The following is a 17,314-nucleotide window of genomic DNA, read 5'->3' as shown; positions in this document are numbered from 1 at the left end:
TTATGCCAATAAGATTATCAGGTATGGTTTCAGGTATGGATACAGAGTCGCTTGTAACAGCACTTGTATCAGGATATCAGTTAAAGAAAGACAATCTTGTAAAGGCTCAGACTAAGCTTTCCTGGAAACAGGAAAAGTGGAAGACTATGAATACAAGCATATATAGCTTTTATAGTGGAAAGCTTTCATCAGCGAGATTTGGTAAAGCATACAGCCTTAAGAAGTCAACTGTATCTAATTCAAGTGTAGCTACAGTTACAGCAAGTTCAAGTGCGGTAGCTGGAGACCAGACATTAAAGGTTAAAGAACTTGCATCATCGGGTTATCTTACAGGTGGTGAAGTTACTAATAAATCAGACAGCACATCAAAGATAACAGGTTCAAGCAAGTTATCAGCTATAACAAATAAGACGTCTGGACAGGGAAGTGTTACACTTTCTGTTGATGGTAAGTCAACTAATATAGAACTTACAGATGATATGACAGTTAATCAGTTCTTAGTAAAGCTTAAGGATGCTGGTGTACAGGCAAGCTTTGATGAGGCGAACCAGAGATTCTTTATAAGTTCCAAGACTTCTGGTAAAGATGGAGATTTTTCATTAGTAGCTAATGATACAGCTGGCAGAGACTCTTTGTATGAATTGGGACTTTATACAGATGATAAGACATCTACAGCAGAGTATACAAAATGGGCTGGCTATTATAATGCTGCGGATGGTACATATACATCAGCACTTGATGATATTATTAATAGTGCTTATGAGAGTAATAAGATAAGCTTTGATACAGTAGCACAGGAAAAGCTTGCAGCATATAGTAAAGCTTCTGCTACAGTTGATAGTTTTAATACTAAATATATGTCAGATACAGGTGCCACAGCTGAAGATAATGCTAAGGCACAGCTTACATCAAAACAGGCACAGCTTGATGCACTTATTTTAAAAGGCAAAGGCGGAGATAATGATAGTGATTTTGATGAAAGTAAACTTACAGACGAAGAAAAAGAACAATATAAAACCCTTACAAGTTCTGTAGAAACACTTAAATCAGACATAGCTAACTACGATACAGCTAAGAAATCAATGGAAGACCTTAAAAATTATGTTAATATTGAGGTGAAAGATGGCAAGACAACTGTATCAGCTCTAAAAGAGACAGATTCAGCTGCTGGAGTTGCCAATATAGCTGCTGAGACTGCTGACAGGAATACTAAGATTAAGGCAGACCTTACAACACAGTATCAGAACAAAGCAAAGAATAGCTATGATATGATTAACGCAGCACATAAGTTTTCTAAGGGCGCATCAAGAAAAGTAGGACAGGATTCAGAAATTGAGCTTAATGGTGCTACATTTACAAGTAATAGCAATAACTATTCGATTAATGGCATTACAATACAGGTAACCGCTAAGACTAAGGATGATGAGCAGGTTACAATAACTACAGATACAGATGTAGATGCAATCTATAAGTCTATTAAAGATATGTTTACAGATTATAATAAGCTGATTAAGTCAATGGATGAAGCATACAATGCAGACAGCTCTAAGGGTTATGAACCACTTACAGATGACGAGAAGTCCGCAATGACGGATGATGAAGTTGAAAAGTGGGAGACTAAGATTAAGGACTCACTTCTTAGAAAGGATGATACTTTAAGCAGTATTATCAATACTATGAAGAATGATATGGCTTCATCATTTACAATTAACGGAAAGTCGTATGCTTTATCAAGCTTTGGTATAGCAACACAGGGATATTTCTCATCAGGTGAGAATGAAAAAGGTGTATATCATATTGATGGTGATTCAGATGACTCTGTTTCATCGGGTAATGATGATAAGTTAAGGGCGGCAATAGCAAGTGATCCGGAGACTGTAGTTTCGTTCTTCTCACAGCTTGCTACAAAGCTTTATACAGATTTAGGTAATAAGATGGCTACATCTTCAGTGAGCAGTGCTTATACAGTATATAATGACAAGCAGATGACTAAGCAATATTCAGAATATACAACTAAGATAAGTGATGCAGAGACTAAGATTACAACTTGGGAAGATTACTATTATAGTAAATTCTCAGCTATGGAATCAGCTTTATCAAAGCTTAACTCGCAGACATCATCAATGTCTAGTTTATTTGGAAATTGATAATTGGGTATTGATTTAATTCTATATTAAGGATAATATGGTAATAGGAATATAAGGTGTTTATGACATCAGGAGAGAGGACAAGTTATGATATATAATCAGAATATGGCACAGCAGTATAACCGCAATAAGATATTAACAGCGACACCGGCTGAGCTTACGTTATTATTATATGAAGGTGCAATTAAGTTTTGTAATATTGCTCAGGTTGCAATAGAAAAGAATGATACAGAAAAGGCACATACTAATATAGTAAAGGCAGAGATGATTATAGAAGAGCTTCAGTCAACACTTAATCGTAAATACCCGGTAGCAGAGGATTTTGATAATGTGTACAAGTATATCTACAGCCTTTTAGTTGATGCTAATATGAAGAAAGATACACAAGTTCTTGATCAGGCATTAGCTGAATTAAGAGGAATGAGAGATACTTGGAAAGAAGTTATGGTAAAAGCCGGTAATTAATAATATAAAGGTATGGTCAAATAGTAATTTAACTATACCTTTATGATATCAAGATGGTGGTAATAGTATATGATTACAGAGAATTATCTTCAGATAATGATAGACAGTCTTCTTAAGAAGATAGAGATACTTAAGAAAGTATCTGAGCTGAATGAGCAGCAGAGTGCTTTGCTTGATGATAAAGAATTCGATGGAGATAAGCTTCAGAGTAATATGGAGAGTAAAGCTGCATATATAGATGAGCTTAATTCACTTGATGAGGGCTTTCAAGCTGTATTTGACAGAGTAAAAGAAGATGTAGAAGAGTATAAGGCTGATTATAAGGAATTAATAATTAGATTACAGGAGCTTATAAGAGAAGCTACATCCTTAAGTGCGACTATACAGGCACAGGAATCAAGAAACAAAGTCAGAGTTGATATTAAGTTCAGGCAGTTAAAGGATAATGCTAAGACAGCCAAGCGAAGTGTAAGTATGGCTAATAAGTATTATCAGAATATGAGCAGGGTAAGTTCTGAACCGCAGTTTATGGATCAGAAGAAATAATACATATATTTACCAATATTTTAATGCAGCTAGGTAATAAGTATATTTCAGTATTTTGACATTTGCATTAAAAAATATTAAAATAAGTTTATATTAGGGCTAAAGTTAATAAACAACAGTCCGATATAATATATAACAGGAGCATTCCTGAACAATTTAATTATGGGTGGCAGGGACGCCACCAAGAATTCAAGGAGGAAACTATTATGGTAGTACAACACAATCTTACAGCAATGAACGCTAACAGACAGTTAAGCGGAGTTCAGAGTGCACAGCAGAAGTCAACAGAGAAGTTATCATCTGGTTACAGAATTAACAGAGCTGGTGATGATGCTGCAGGTCTTTCAATTTCAGAAAAGATGAGAAGCCAGATCAGAGGTCTTAATAAGGCTGTTTCTAATGCTCAGGATGGTATCTCATTAGTACAGGTAGCTGAAGGTGCTCTTAACGAGACACATTCAATTCTTCAGAGAATGAACGAATTAGCAACACAGGCAGCTAACGATACTAATACATCAACTGATAGAAATGCTCTTCAGAAGGAAATGGATCAGCTTACATCAGAAATCGATAGAATCCGTTCTACAACTCAGTTCAACTCAATGAACTTACTTGATGGTTCTTTCACAGGAAAGGAATTACAGGTAGGTGCATTATCAGGACAGAAGATTTCTATCTCAATTGGTAATATGAATTCTTCTAAGCTTAAGATTAGCGGACTTAAGGTTAGCTCATTCTCATCAGCAGGAAAGGCAATGGCAGCTATTCAGAAGGCTATTAATTCAGTTTCTAGTGAGAGATCTAAGCTTGGTGCTCTTCAGAACAGACTTGAGCATACAATCAACAACCTTAACACAACAAGTGAGAATACATCAGCAGCTGAATCACGTATCCGTGATGTAGATATGGCTACAGAGATGGTTGAATACAGCAAGAATAATATTCTTGCTCAGGCTGGACAGTCTATGCTTGCACAGGCTAATCAGGCTAACCAGGGTGTTCTTTCACTCTTAGGCTAATTAGGTAGTTGAAGTTATAATACTATCATAAAGGCTGTGACTTTAACAAGTATTTGTTATTGTCACAGCCTTTTTAAAAATTTTTAAATTAAGGGGTTAAGTCTATATCAAAATATCCGATATATATTGCAGTTAAGTTTTAGAAGACTTATATACAGTTTATTAATTACAATATATATTTAAGGAAAAGTAAGACATTCAGGGAGGAATTATTAATGGTAGTACAGCATAATCTTACAGCGATGAACGCTAACAGACAGTTAAGTGGAGTAACAAGTGCACAGGCTAAGTCAACAGAGAAGTTATCATCAGGTTATAGAATTAACAGAGCCGCAGATGATGCAGCAGGTCTTTCTATTTCAGAGAAGTTAAGAAGCCAGATCAGAGGTCTTGACAAGGCTGCTTCTAACTCACAGGATGGTATTTCATTAGTACAGGTAGCTGAAGGTGCTCTTAACGAGACACATTCAATCTTACAGAGAATGAATGAATTAGCAACACAGGCAGCTAACGATACTAATACATCAACAGATAGAGCTTCTATTCAGAAGGAGATGGATCAGCTTACATCAGAGATTGATAGAATCCGTTCAACAACTCAGTTCAATTCAATGAACTTACTTGATGGTACATTTACAGGTATGAAGTTGCAGGTAGGTGCATTATCAGGACAGAGTATTGTAATTTCTATTGATAATATGAATGCATCTTCACTTAAGATTAGCGGACTTAAGGTTAGCTCATTTTCATCAGCAGGAAAAGCAATGACAGCTATTCAGAAGGCTATTAATTCAGTATCTGTTCAGAGATCTAAGCTTGGTGCTATTCAGAATAGACTTGAGCATACAATTAACAACCTTAACACAACAAGTGAGAATACATCAGCAGCTGAATCACGTATCCGTGACGTGGATATGGCTACAGAGATGGTTGAATACAGCAAGAACAATATTCTTGCTCAGGCTGGACAGTCTATGCTTGCACAGGCTAATCAGGCTACACAGGGTGTTCTTTCACTTCTTCAGTAATTATTAAAAGAATATATATTAATACAAGGACTGTCATTATAGTTGGCAGTCCTTTTTATAATGAGGTTTTGATGAAGGTATTATATTGCAGCTGGTATGAGAATTCCAAGAAGGATATGGTTAAGGCACTTGATACATTAGCAGATGAAGTGTTTGTTATAGAGCATAGTGTTAAGGAGTATATTGGGGATAACAAAGAAATTGAATATGAAGTTATAGACATATTAGCTAATGGAATAGATGTTGTTATATCGTTTGATTTTCTTCCAATGTTATCAGATATATGCAGTAATTACGGCGTAACATATATTTCGTGGATATATGATTGGCCTAATTATACGTTATTTTCTAAGGCAATATATAATAAATGTAATAAAGTATATTTATTTGAGAGAGATGGAATTAAATTATTATCAAAATATGGCATTGGTAATATGCAGTATGCAAGTCTTGCAGTTGACACAGACAGACTTGACAGGCAATTAGGCAAAGATATTGATAATACAAGCTATGAGTATGATATAAGCTTTGTGGGAAATATGAATCCTAACCTGAAAAGCGTATTGATGAACAAAGATGTACCTTCATATTATGAGGGCTACATTAATGGACTTGCCAATGCGCAGCAAAAAATATATGGATACAATATAATTAATGATATTATAGATGATGAATTTGTAGACAAATATTTGTATGCAGCGTGTGCTGATATGGATAATATAGCAGTGCCACACGAACACGTGATGGCTTCCCAGATTAATAAATATGTGACAGGAGTTGAGAGAGTTAATTTATTAAGAAAAATAGCTGATAAATGTATGGTATATATATTTACAGGAAGCGGGGATTTGGATATTGCTAATGCTGATATTCATAGTGGTGTAGATTATTATAGTGAAATGCCTGTAATATTCAGAAAGTCCAGAATTAATTTAAATATAACCCTTCGCTCAATTACTACAGGTATTCCGCTCAGAGTATATGATATATTAGGTGCAGGAGGATTCTGTCTTACTAATTATCAGGAAGATATTGAACAGTTATTTAAAAATGGTGAAGAACTGGTTATGTTTACTGATGAGAATGATATGCTTAATAAGATAGATTATTATATGTGCCACGAAAAAGAAAGGATGGAAATAGCTGTTAATGGTCATAGAGCTGTTAAAAAGTTTGATTACATTTATGTATTGAAGCATATATTAGGTGTTGATTAGTATTGGAGGGATAATATTGGATATATCAGTATGTATAATTACTAAGAATGAAGCGGACAAGCTGGAAAAGTGTCTGCTTTCATTGAAAAAATACAATTTAGAGATAGTTGTAGTTGATACTGGTTCAACAGATAATACACCTGCAATTATTGATAAATATGCAGATGTCAGTGGAAGCTATAAGTGGTGTGATGATTTCTCAAAGGCGAGAAATTATTCAATCAGCCTTGCAGGTAATGACTGGATTCTTGTGCTTGACAGCGATGAATGGATTGAAAAGATGAATATAGATGAAGTATCTGCTATTATAAGTAATCAATCAGCAATTTGTACGGGGAAGATAGAACTGATTAATAATATTAATTATGACAGTGAATTGACCAAGGGTGTAGAAAGAATAACACGCCTGTTTAACAGAAAGCAGTGTCATTATGAGGGAAGAATTCACGAGCAGGTTGTAAGTATTGATAAAAATGTAGTTACAGCCGTAGATGTTCCGATAACCGTTGGGCATTCAGGATATATGGGCAGTGCTGATAATAAGAAGAAAAAGGCAGAGCGTAACATAAGGCTGTTAGAGCTTGAATTAAAAGAAAATGGTCCGGATGCGTATATATATTACCAGTTGGGTAAGAGCTATTATATGCAGGGAGATTATAAAAATGCATCTGAAAATTTTGAAAAAGGCTTATCATTTGATTTAGATCCAAAGCTTGAGTATGTTCAGGATATGGTTGAAACATATGGATATTCACTGCTTAATGAAAAGCGGATTTCTGAAATGATGTTTCTTGAAAATATATACAGTGAATTTGCTGTAAGTGCAGATTATGTATTTTTAATGGGGCTTGCATATATGAACAATGGATTGTTTGATAAGGCGATAGAGGAATTTAATAAGGCTAAGTCATATAAATTATGTAAAATTGAGGGTTGTAACAGCTATAAAGCTGATTATAACATTGGAGTTATATATGAATGTCTTGGCAATACAGCAAAGGCGGTATTAAGTTATAAGAAATGTCAAAGCTATGAACCTGCATTAAAAGGATTAAAAAGGCTTGGCTGTAATTAGCCAAGCTGTGAAATAATCTTATCAATATCAGATAATAAATGTAAATCCTGTTTATCAATTTTATTATTAATGAATTTATTGGACTTTACAGGAAGCTTAATATATTTATTTATATAATTCTTAATATCGGTAATTCTGTTCTTTAGTATGTATGCAGGAACTGAATTGCTGGAATTAAGACAGCAGTTAAGGGCTAAGGAGCATAGATTATATATTCCATATTCAACAGCATATTGAATATCTGTATAATCAGGCAGAACAGATAATTGGCTGTAAGCTGCTTTTATAGCACTGATGACGTTATTGTAATAGTTGTTGTAGTCAATGTGCTTAGAGATTGAAGTTGCACTATTCTTATAGCAATAAAGGATTTCTTTAACATTGCCTATGCTGGAAGCTGTAGCGAATAAATACATAAGTGTTTCAAAATCTTCAAGAATACAGTGTTCCCTGAATTGAAGTCCTATGTGGTCAAGAAAAGATTTCTTAATAAGCTTTGACCAGAAATATCCACCACTTGCGATTAATTCACTTCTTTTATAGCTATTGAGTTCGCCGGTTAATTCATCAGAAGCGTGGACAATGGCTGAATCTTTAGCTTCGTTATAATATCCACAATCAACAATATCATAATTGCCTGATATTGCTTTAGCATACATTTTCTCAAACATATCAGGAACTGCGATATCATCACTATCCATAAAACCAATATAATCGCCGGAAGCATATGATAAACCAATGTTTCTTGCACCACCTGCACCGTGGTTCTCATTAAGATTAATTAAAAGAACTTTATCAGAAAATTGTGCCTCGCAATCAGCAAGTATTTTCAGTGAATTGTCGGTTGAGTAATCATTTACAAGGATTAACTCAATATCCGTAAGAGTCTGGTTGACAAGACTGCTTAAGCTGTCAATAAGAGTTCTTTCGGAATTGTAAACTGGCATAATAACTGATACTTTTGGCATATTAAACTTTATCCTCCCTGATATATGTGATAAAATTATTATAACATATACTTAATGATAAATGGAGATGAGTGTGGAAATAAATTTCCGCATAGGGCTTTGTGTCTGCACATATATGTAAAAATATTTAAGAATAAAATGTGCGTAGAAATTAAGAGTGGTATGAGCATAATTAGCGATAAGATGGATGGTGCCTTGCTGGGTGTAAGGAATATTAACCATAAATATATTGTAGTAGAAATGAGGAAATATGAAAAAAGTAAGCGTGATTATTCCGTGCTATAATGCCGTAAAGTGGCTGCCTAAGTGCTTTATGTCACTTGTAGGACAGAGCATTGGAATCGATAATCTGGAATTGATATTTGTTAATGATGCCTCCACGGACGATGGACAGACGTGGAATATGCTTAATGAAATAGAAAAGGCATATCCGGAATCTATAATAATAATAGATCTTCCTCATAATAGAAGACAGGGCGGTGCAAGAAATGAAGGCTTAAAGTATGCTTCCGGTGAATATATAGCATTTGTTGATGCAGATGACTGGGTGGAAGCGGAATTATTTGAAAAGGCATATTCCAAGGCGAAAGAGAAAGATGCTGATATAGTACAGTTTAATTATAATTATTATTTTGAAAATGTTGGCATTATTCCTAATAAGAATGAAATGGATGATGAGTATTTTGAAATAAAGTCATCAGACGATAGAAAAAAGATGCTTATTATGGAAAAATTCACATATGGGTGCTGGAATAAGCTATATAAAAGGTCAATGGTTATTAATGCCAATACAGCATTTGCAGAAAATGTTATATACGAAGAACCATTATTTGTGTACCCATTACTGTTTTATGCTAATAAATTGGTGAAAATGGCCGATAAACTATATATATATAGACAGAACAATAACGGAACTATGCGTAATGATATGAAGGAGAAAGAAACTTTATTTCAGCATAGCCAGGTTCAGTTAATGGTCTGGGAGTTTATGAAGAATACTTCATATTTTAATGAATATTATGAGGAGATTAAGCTGTATTTTCTTCATACATATTTATATGAAATTCTTGATTTTGCAAAGCAGAGAGAAATAACAATAGATTATGAGCGGTATGTTCCACTTGCTAAGAAAGCATTAAGCGAGGTTAAAGATATAACGAAGTCGCCATATAGTGCAATACTTGTTAAACAGATGGCATTATATAAGCTGATTGAGAGTGGACTTACTAGACAGCAGTATATTGGATATATTGATAAGATTTAAGAGGTAGCAAGGATGCTGGAGTTGGACGATAATTATTTCAAGGAAGAAGAAAGATGTGGGTTTAAGATTTCATCTATGATGAAGCGTGTATGGGCGGTTGAGATGGATGTACTCACAGAAATAGATCGAATTTGTAAAGAATATGGACTTACATATTACGCAGCTTTTGGAACAATGCTTGGTGCAGTAAGACATAATGGCTTTGTTCCATGGGATGATGATATTGATATATATATGTTAAGACCTGATTATCAGGCTTTAATGAAGGTGTTGTCAGATGAGCTGCCACAAGGCTATTATAATAGTAGTTCATATTCAGATTCTACGCATATGCAGCCGTTGACATCAGTTATGAATACTAAGTATATAATTACTGATGTGTCTGAAAGAAAAAAGTTCTATGGATGCCCATATATATGTGGTGTCGATATCTTTCCATTAGATTATATTCCAAGTGATGAAGAAGAATTAAGTGTTTTCAGAAATCTGTATACAATTATATATTCTACTGCAAGAGAGTATTATCAATATTCGAAAGAGGAATTAGAAGAGTATTTAAAGCGTATTGAAGAAATGTGTAATACCAAGATAGACAGAGAGGGAAATATACCTAATCAGCTATGGTTGTTATTAGATAAAGTTGCAGGAATATTTGGTGAGGATGAATGTGAGTATCTTACTTATCTTCCAACTAATATATGTTATGATGCTGAGCTTAAGTATAAAAAAGAATGGTTTAAAAGTGCAAAGAGATTTCCATTTGAGTATATATCAGTTCCTTTGCCTAATGGTTATGATGAGCTTCTTAAAGTGACCTATAGTGATTATATGAAATATGATAAACAGAGAGGCAGGGCACACGATTATCCATTTTATAAGAAACAGGAAGAATTTTTAATGGAAAATAACTTGCTATAGATGTTATGGATACACATTAATCTTTAGAATAATCGAATGTTTATGGATTGATTAGTGTACGGTAATCATGGAGGATAAAATGAAAAAGGTAATTACATATGGAACTTATGATTTATTTCATGAGGGACATTACAAATTGCTGAAAAGAGCAAAGGAATTGGGCGATTATCTTATAGTCGGAGTAACAACTGAGCATTTTGATGAGGCGAGAGGAAAGCTTAATGTTGTTGACCCAATTATGAAACGTATAGAGAATGTTAAGAATACTGGTCTTGCTGATATGATTATAGTTGAGGACCATGAAGGACAGAAGATAGAAGATATACAGAAATATAATGTAGATATATTCACCGTAGGTTCTGACTGGATTGGAACATTTGATTATCTTAATGCCTTCTGTAAAGTGGTATATCTGGAGAGAACACCTAATATATCGTCGACAATGCTTAGGAGCAGTTCGTTTAATATAACAAAAGTAGGACTTGTTGGAACTGGCCGTATAGCTGAAAGATTCGTTGCAGAAGCAAGATATGCCAGTGGACTTATTGTAACAAGTGCCTATAATCCGGATATAGAAAGTGTTAATCAGTTTAAGAAGAATTGTTCGGAATATGAAATAGATATATATACAGATAAATATGATGAATTTCTTGAAAAAGTAGATGCTGTATACATAGCTTCTACGCATGAAACACATTATAAATATGCAAAAGTAGCTTTAAAGAAAGGAAAGCACGTTCTTTGTGAGAAGCCGCTGGCATTTACTAAGAAAGAAAGTATTGAATTATATAATCTGGCTAAAAATCAAGGGGTTGTTTTAATGGAAGCTATTAAAGCAGCATATTGTCCCGGATTTCAGCAGCTTCTTAATGTTGTACAGAGTGGAAAGATAGGTGATATAAAAGATGTTGAAGCCTGCTTTTCAAGAATAGCAACAGTTGAGTCAAGAGAGCGAAAAGATCCTAAATATGGTGGAGCATTTCTTGAGTATGGTGGTAATGCGTTAATGCCTATTATTAAAATATTGGGTCAGAATTATCAGTCCGTTACATTTGACAGCCTGGATAATGAATTAGGAACAGATGATTATACAAAAGTTCAGATCCGCTATAAAGATGCAATGGCAACGGCAAAGGTAGGAATGGCAGTTAAATCTGAGGGTCAGTTGATAGTCGCGGGAACTAAAGGTTATGTGATTGCACAATCACCTTGGTGGCTTACTGAAAAGTTTGATGTAAGATATGAGGATGAATCAATAATAGAACATTATGAACCTAAATTTATAGGAGATGGGCTTCGCTATGAGATTAGTGAGTTTATTGCCAAGATCCACCAGTTAGGAGAGAATGCTTATAAACTAACAGCGGGAGAATCCATAGCGATAACTGATATCACAGAAAAATTCATTAAATGGAGAAAAATTATTTATTAAATAATAAATTACAATTAAATGTTATATATGAAAGCGTGATGAGAGATGAACAATAGAATTTATAATGACAAAGTAGATGTAAATAATGACAACATAAGAGAGTTTTACAATAAAAGAGCACAGAAGTTTATCAAAGGTGAAAAAAATCAATACACATCTGTATTACTTGGAGATAATAATCCTGAATATGCAAAAAAATGGGATGAATTTGAAAAGAACTATGTTGGAAAATATCTTAATCTTGGAACTGATAAAAAATTCTTAGATATTGGCTGTGGAATAGGAAGATGGGCAGAAAATGTAATAGATAAATGCGGTCAGTATATTGGAACGGATTTTTCAATCGAAATGGTAAAAGCGGCAAGAGAAAGATTTAAGGAACATTCCAATGCACAGTTTATTAATTCTTCTTTTCAGGATATATTTAATAATGAATTAATAGCTAAAAATAAGTTTGATACAATTATCATTACTGGAGTTTCTATGTATATAAATGACTCGGATTTAAGAAATTGTTATAGCAGCTTAAAGAATATTTTAAATGATGGGGCAGTTGTTTATATAGAAGAGAGTGTTGGTGTAAAGGAAAGATTAACTTTAAATCATATATGGTCAGATAGTTTGGATGATAATTACGATGCGATATATAGAACGAGAGAAGAATATTTAGATTTAATGAACGGCTTAACAGATGATCTTCATATAGTAGAAGAAGGCTATTTTGAACAGTTAGATAAAAAGGAATTATCTGAAACAAGTCATTGGTATATTATCTTAAATAATAAATAAAAAGAGGAATACTATGATGTCAGATAAGTATGTTTTGAATGAAGAAGAGACAAGAAAAATGCATAATGTTCAGTTAGAAATGATGATTGAATTGGATAAAATATGCAGAAAATATAATATTAAATATATTTTAGAGGGTGGCAGTTTATTAGGGGCTGTCAGACATAAAGGATTCATACCTTGGGATAATGATATGGATGTTCGTATGTTAAGACCTGATTATGAGAGGTTCTGTGAAATAGCTAATAAAGAACTTTCACAGGGAATATTTTTTCAGAATTATAATACGGATAAAGGATATCCCTGGTTATATGGCAAATTAAGAAAGCAGGGAACTAAAGCTGTAAGATTAGGACAGGATAGGCTGAAAATGGAAAGTGGAATATGGTTAGATATATTTCCTTGTGATGGTGTACCTGATAATAATGCAGAAAAGAAAATACATAATAAAGTAGCGAAATTATGCAGAAAGACATTATATGCCAGAACAGCCAGATATATAACCAATAAATGGTATGTAAAATTAGGCTGGAATATAGTATGCATTATTCCTAGGAAATTTGTATACAAAGTCAGTGAATATATGTCGAGAAAATATACCATTTATAATTGTAAAAAAGTAGGAATTATAGGGTGGCACGGCATAGAAGATGTTAATGGTTTTGAACTAAGATATTTTAACGAATTAACAGAACTGGAATTTGAAGGACACAAGTTCTATTGCCCTAAGGATTGGGATAATTATCTGAGATATGCATATGGAGATGATTATATGGTTATTCCATCAGTGGAAAATAGGCAGGTTGATTTGAATTTTCAAGAGTTTGATTTAGGTAAAGAGGGCGAAAAGATATGTTGAATTTTACAGTAGGTCCTGTGCAGGAGAGTGAAGAAGTACTAGAAGTTGGGGCACAGCCAACACCATATTTTAGAAATCAAAGTTTTTCAAAGATTATGTTAGAAAATGAAGCTATGATGAAAGAACTTACATTTTCAGATGAAGAGTCCAGAGTTGTATTTCTGACTGCTTCTGGTACAGGAGCTATGGAAGCAGCAGTTATGAATTCATTTACTTCTGATGACAAAGTACTTGTTGTTAATGGCGGAAGTTTTGGTAAAAGATTCGTGCAGATATGTCAGATACATCAGATACCATATACAGAAATAACTGTTCCAATGGAAGAACCACTTACCAAAGAAATGCTTGAGCCATATGATGGCAGAGATTATACAGGCTTCCTAATAAATATGCATGAGACATCAATTGGTAAATTATACGATATAAATATGGTGTCTGAATTCTGTAAAAAGAATAATTTATTTTTAGTGGTAGATGCAGTAAGTGCATTTTTAGCAGAGCCCCTTAATTTAAGTGAATTAGGAATAGATATTATGCTTACTGGTTCGCAGAAGGCACTTGCAGTCCCACCAGGAGTATCAGTTCTTGTTATGAATAAGAGAGCTGTTGACAGGGCATATAATTTAGATGTCAGAAGTATGTATTTTAATTTGGCAGATGCTTTAAAGAATGGAGAAAGAGGACAGACACCATTTACTCCGGCTGTCGGAATTTTATTACAAATTCATAGACGCCTTGAAGAACTCTGCAAAGCAGGAGCAATAGCAGAGAATAAAAGAATAGCAGATCTGGCAGCAGATTTTAGAAAGAAAGTAAAAGATTTACCATTTAGAATATTTAGTCCATCACCATCGAATGCAGTTACGGCAATGATTATGGAAAATGGAAAATCAGCGTATGCTTTATTTGAGTTATTAGAAAGTGATTATGGAATGTGGATATGTCCAAATGGTGGAGATCTGAAAGACAAGATATTCAGGGTAGGACATCTTGGTGCATTAACATTTGAAGATAATGATAGATTAGTAGAAGCTATGAAACAGGCATTAGAAAGATTGTAGATAATGTATAATGGATGTTTTTAGCAAAGGAAGGAAGTTATAATGATAGATTTTCCTGAAGATTATTTTAAAACAGAGATAAGAGATGGCTTTGAAGTTTCATCAATGATGAAAAGAGCCTGGGCAGGACAGATGGAAGTGTTACAGACTATAAGAGAAATATGCGAAAGACATAATATAACCTGGTTTGCGGATTATGGTACATTACTTGGTGCGGTAAGACATAAAGGTTTTATACCTTGGGATGACGATATGGATATCGGAATGACAAGAGATAACCTTAATGAATTCATAAAATATGCAAAGGATGAACTTCCAGATGAATACAAATTATTATGTATGGATTTAGAACCAGAATATGATTCAATTATTGTAAGAGTTGTTAATTCTACAGCTGTATCAATGAATAAAGAAAGATTGGATAAATTTCATGGGTGTCCATATGTATTGGGGATTGATATATTCCCAATGGATTATTTGTCGAGGAATGAAGAAGAGAGAATATTACATATACAGGTTATAGGAATAATTCTTGGAGCTGTAGATGCAATGTCATCAGAAGATGCTGATCCGGTAGAAGTAGAAGATTTCCTTAAAAATGTTGAAAATATAACTGGAGTAAATATTGATAGAACAAAACCTGTAAAAAGAGAACTAATGGCATTAACAGAAAAATTATTCTGCATATATACAAGAGATGAAGCAGATGAGGTTACAGGTTTATGGAGAATTGTTTATGAGGAAGGCTTTCATTTTCCTAAAGAGTGGTTTGATGATTTAATAGAAGTGCCATTTGAAACAATCACAGTACCGATACCTAGGGAGTATGATAAAGTGTTGAGCTTAAAGGTTGGGAAAAACTATATGACTCCAATAATACAGGAGACACATGAATATCCTTTTTATAAGGAACAGGAGACTATATTAGAACAGCAATTAGGTTATAAACCAGAATAATTGTAACAATTAAGCAGAAGTTTTAATGGTAAATATTGGAGATTAACTATGATAAAGGCTGATTTGGATAGTTATAACGAATTATTAAAAAAAGTTATTAAGCTATGTGAAAATTTGCAGAATATAAAAGATGTTAATTTAATAGTGCAGATTTTAACAACTTGTCAGGAAACAGTTATAGCAGTTGGTGAAGGCTTGGAAAAAATCGAATTAGAAAAAGATAAAAAGGCTATTGAGAAATTAAGCGTAGTATCTAATCTTGAACAATTCTGCGAATTGGCATATGAATATACACAAAGTCTTGATATACATATATTAAGCCAGATGACGGATGTTATATCAGCTGTATTAAAAGACATAAATAGCATACCAAGAACATATAGGGTGGCTTTTTTACCATATAAAGCCTCTATGTGGGATAGTCTTGAAAGCATATGGAGAGAATTTGCAGCTGATAAGGATTGCGAAACATCTGTTGTAGCAATACCATATTATGAAGCTGACAGGATAACTAATAAATGGGAATATTGTTATGATGGAGAATTGTTTGAAGCTGATATTCCAATAGTTGATTTTAATGATTATGATTTGAAATTAAAAAAACCTGATTTGGTATTTGTGCATAATCCTTTTGATAAGTTTAATACAGTTACAACAGTTAATCCAATCTACTATTCGGAAGAGTTGAAAAAATATTGTGGTAAATTAGTATATGTACCCTATTACGTTAATCCAGGGTTTATATCAGCTGGTTACAATAAACTTCCATTGTTGTATCGTTCAGATTATATAATTGTTCAATCTAATATGGCAAAAGAAACGTGTAAAGAATTTCCGTATTATGATAATGTGCTGGCATTAGGTTCACCTAAATTTGATAAGATTATAGAATTAGATAAACAAAATGTGTCAGCACCAGAAGAATGGAATGTTAATCTTAAGGATAAAAAATGTCTGTTATTAAATACAACAATAGAGGATTTTCTAGAGAGTGACAATTATATAATAGATAAATTGTATAGTGTGTTTAAAGTAGCTTTGTCAAGGAATGATATTGTTATTGTATGGAGACCGCATCCTTTATTATATGCAACAATAAAGGCACTTCGCCCTGAATACGCAGATAAGTATAAAGCATTAGTTGATTATTATATTAATAATAATGTCGGAGTATATGATAAAACAGCAGATATTTCAAGAGCAGTAGCTGTTTCAGATGCCTATATCGGTTCCTATTATAGTTCCGTTATAGCACTTTATGAGGTTATAAATAAGCCGGTATTTAAAATAAATAATAAACTTAAATACGAAGACAGTATGTTGAAGACCAGAAATAAAGTTAAACCAGAAGAAGTATTTATGAAATTAAATAATCGTGATTTTTACGGCTGCTATGAGTCAGAAAAATATATATTAGAAGATTTTATAGATGATTTGGTACTTAACAGACTTGATGTAATAAAGAAAAAGCAAATGGAAGAAGAAGCTGGATTAGCGGCAAATCTAGATGGTTCCTGTGGCAGAAAGGTGTATGAATATCTTACTAATGTCATTAGACAATAATATATT

16 protein-coding genes are annotated in these 17,314 nt (G+C 33.4%); 15 read left to right on the top strand and 1 reads right to left on the bottom strand.

The features are described 5' to 3' along the window. Window positions 1-2 precede the first annotated feature (2 nt). The 7 genes from fliD to WMO14_RS10220 all read left to right on the top strand — a co-directional run bounded on the left by fliD (window position 3) and on the right by WMO14_RS10220 (window position 7,497). Window positions 3-2,147 carry a flagellar filament capping protein FliD gene (fliD, locus tag WMO14_RS10250; RefSeq protein ID WP_055176963.1) on the top strand — a complete coding sequence of 715 codons (2,145 nt, stop codon included), beginning with the start codon at window positions 3-5 and terminating at the stop codon, window positions 2,145-2,147. An 87-nt stretch (window positions 2,148-2,234) separates the two neighbouring features. Next, the gene (fliS, locus tag WMO14_RS10245) at window positions 2,235-2,612 is read left to right on the top strand and encodes a flagellar export chaperone FliS (protein ID WP_022502415.1); all 378 of its coding nucleotides are present in this window, start codon (window positions 2,235-2,237) and stop codon (window positions 2,610-2,612) included. 69 nt (window positions 2,613-2,681) lie between these two features. Further along, the gene (gene flgN, locus WMO14_RS10240) at window positions 2,682-3,158 is read left to right on the top strand and encodes a flagellar export chaperone FlgN (RefSeq protein WP_022502416.1); all 477 of its coding nucleotides are present in this window, start codon (window positions 2,682-2,684) and stop codon (window positions 3,156-3,158) included. 206 nt (window positions 3,159-3,364) lie between these two features. Beyond that, entirely contained in the window at window positions 3,365-4,177 is an 813-nt protein-coding gene (locus WMO14_RS10235) for a flagellin N-terminal helical domain-containing protein (protein ID WP_349153784.1), read from the top strand. A gap of 215 nt (window positions 4,178-4,392) precedes the next feature. After that, window positions 4,393-5,205 (top strand): flagellin N-terminal helical domain-containing protein, encoded by an 813-nt coding sequence (locus tag WMO14_RS10230; RefSeq protein WP_349153783.1) that lies wholly within the window; start codon window positions 4,393-4,395, stop codon window positions 5,203-5,205. A gap of 71 nt (window positions 5,206-5,276) precedes the next feature. Next, on the top strand, window positions 5,277-6,422 hold the full coding sequence (locus WMO14_RS10225) for a glycosyltransferase family protein (RefSeq protein WP_349153782.1): 1,146 nt from the start codon (window positions 5,277-5,279) through the stop codon (window positions 6,420-6,422). Window positions 6,423-6,438: 16 nt separating this feature from the next. After that, window positions 6,439-7,497, top strand: a complete 1,059-nt coding sequence (locus WMO14_RS10220) for a tetratricopeptide repeat-containing glycosyltransferase family 2 protein (RefSeq protein WP_349153781.1) — start codon at window positions 6,439-6,441, stop codon at window positions 7,495-7,497. Here WMO14_RS10220 and WMO14_RS10215 read toward each other — a convergent pair. Beyond that, a complete protein-coding gene (locus tag WMO14_RS10215) occupies window positions 7,494-8,465 on the bottom strand; it encodes a glycosyltransferase family 2 protein (protein ID WP_349153780.1) in 972 nt (323 codons plus the stop codon). The genes WMO14_RS10220 and WMO14_RS10215 overlap by 4 nt on opposite strands. 250 nt (window positions 8,466-8,715) lie before the next feature. On the opposite strand from WMO14_RS10215, the gene WMO14_RS10210 reads away from it, so the two are divergent. The 8 genes from WMO14_RS10210 (at window position 8,716) to WMO14_RS10175 (ending at window position 17,308) form a co-directional block, all read left to right on the top strand. Continuing rightward, window positions 8,716-9,729 carry a glycosyltransferase family 2 protein gene (locus WMO14_RS10210; RefSeq protein WP_349153779.1) on the top strand — a complete coding sequence of 338 codons (1,014 nt, stop codon included), beginning with the start codon at window positions 8,716-8,718 and terminating at the stop codon, window positions 9,727-9,729. 12 nt (window positions 9,730-9,741) lie between these two features. Then, window positions 9,742-10,647, top strand: coding sequence for a LicD family protein (locus WMO14_RS10205; protein WP_349153778.1), 906 nt, complete (start codon window positions 9,742-9,744; stop codon window positions 10,645-10,647). 79 nt (window positions 10,648-10,726) lie between these two features. Further along, a complete protein-coding gene (locus WMO14_RS10200) occupies window positions 10,727-12,079 on the top strand; it encodes a Gfo/Idh/MocA family oxidoreductase (protein WP_349153777.1) in 1,353 nt (450 codons plus the stop codon). A gap of 45 nt (window positions 12,080-12,124) precedes the next feature. Beyond that, window positions 12,125-12,868 carry a class I SAM-dependent methyltransferase gene (locus WMO14_RS10195; RefSeq protein ID WP_349153776.1) on the top strand — a complete coding sequence of 248 codons (744 nt, stop codon included), beginning with the start codon at window positions 12,125-12,127 and terminating at the stop codon, window positions 12,866-12,868. A 13-nt stretch (window positions 12,869-12,881) separates the two neighbouring features. Continuing rightward, window positions 12,882-13,727 (top strand): LicD family protein, encoded by an 846-nt coding sequence (locus tag WMO14_RS10190; RefSeq protein WP_349153775.1) that lies wholly within the window; start codon window positions 12,882-12,884, stop codon window positions 13,725-13,727. Next, the gene (locus WMO14_RS10185) at window positions 13,721-14,788 is read left to right on the top strand and encodes a pyridoxal-phosphate-dependent aminotransferase family protein (RefSeq protein ID WP_349153774.1); all 1,068 of its coding nucleotides are present in this window, start codon (window positions 13,721-13,723) and stop codon (window positions 14,786-14,788) included. The genes WMO14_RS10190 and WMO14_RS10185 overlap by 7 nt, the downstream gene beginning before the upstream one ends. Before the next feature lie 42 nt (window positions 14,789-14,830). Beyond that, a complete protein-coding gene (locus tag WMO14_RS10180) occupies window positions 14,831-15,745 on the top strand; it encodes a LicD family protein (RefSeq protein WP_349153773.1) in 915 nt (304 codons plus the stop codon). Between the two features lie 48 nt (window positions 15,746-15,793). Then, window positions 15,794-17,308, top strand: coding sequence for a CDP-glycerol glycerophosphotransferase family protein (locus WMO14_RS10175; protein WP_349153772.1), 1,515 nt, complete (start codon window positions 15,794-15,796; stop codon window positions 17,306-17,308). The last annotated feature ends 6 nt before the right edge of the window (window positions 17,309-17,314 follow it).

This window comes from Lachnospira rogosae (ex Hitch et al. 2025), assembly GCF_040096455.1.
Taxonomy (GTDB): domain Bacteria; phylum Bacillota; class Clostridia; order Lachnospirales; family Lachnospiraceae; genus Lachnospira; species Lachnospira rogosae.
This window is presented reverse-complemented; position numbering and strand designations above follow the sequence as displayed.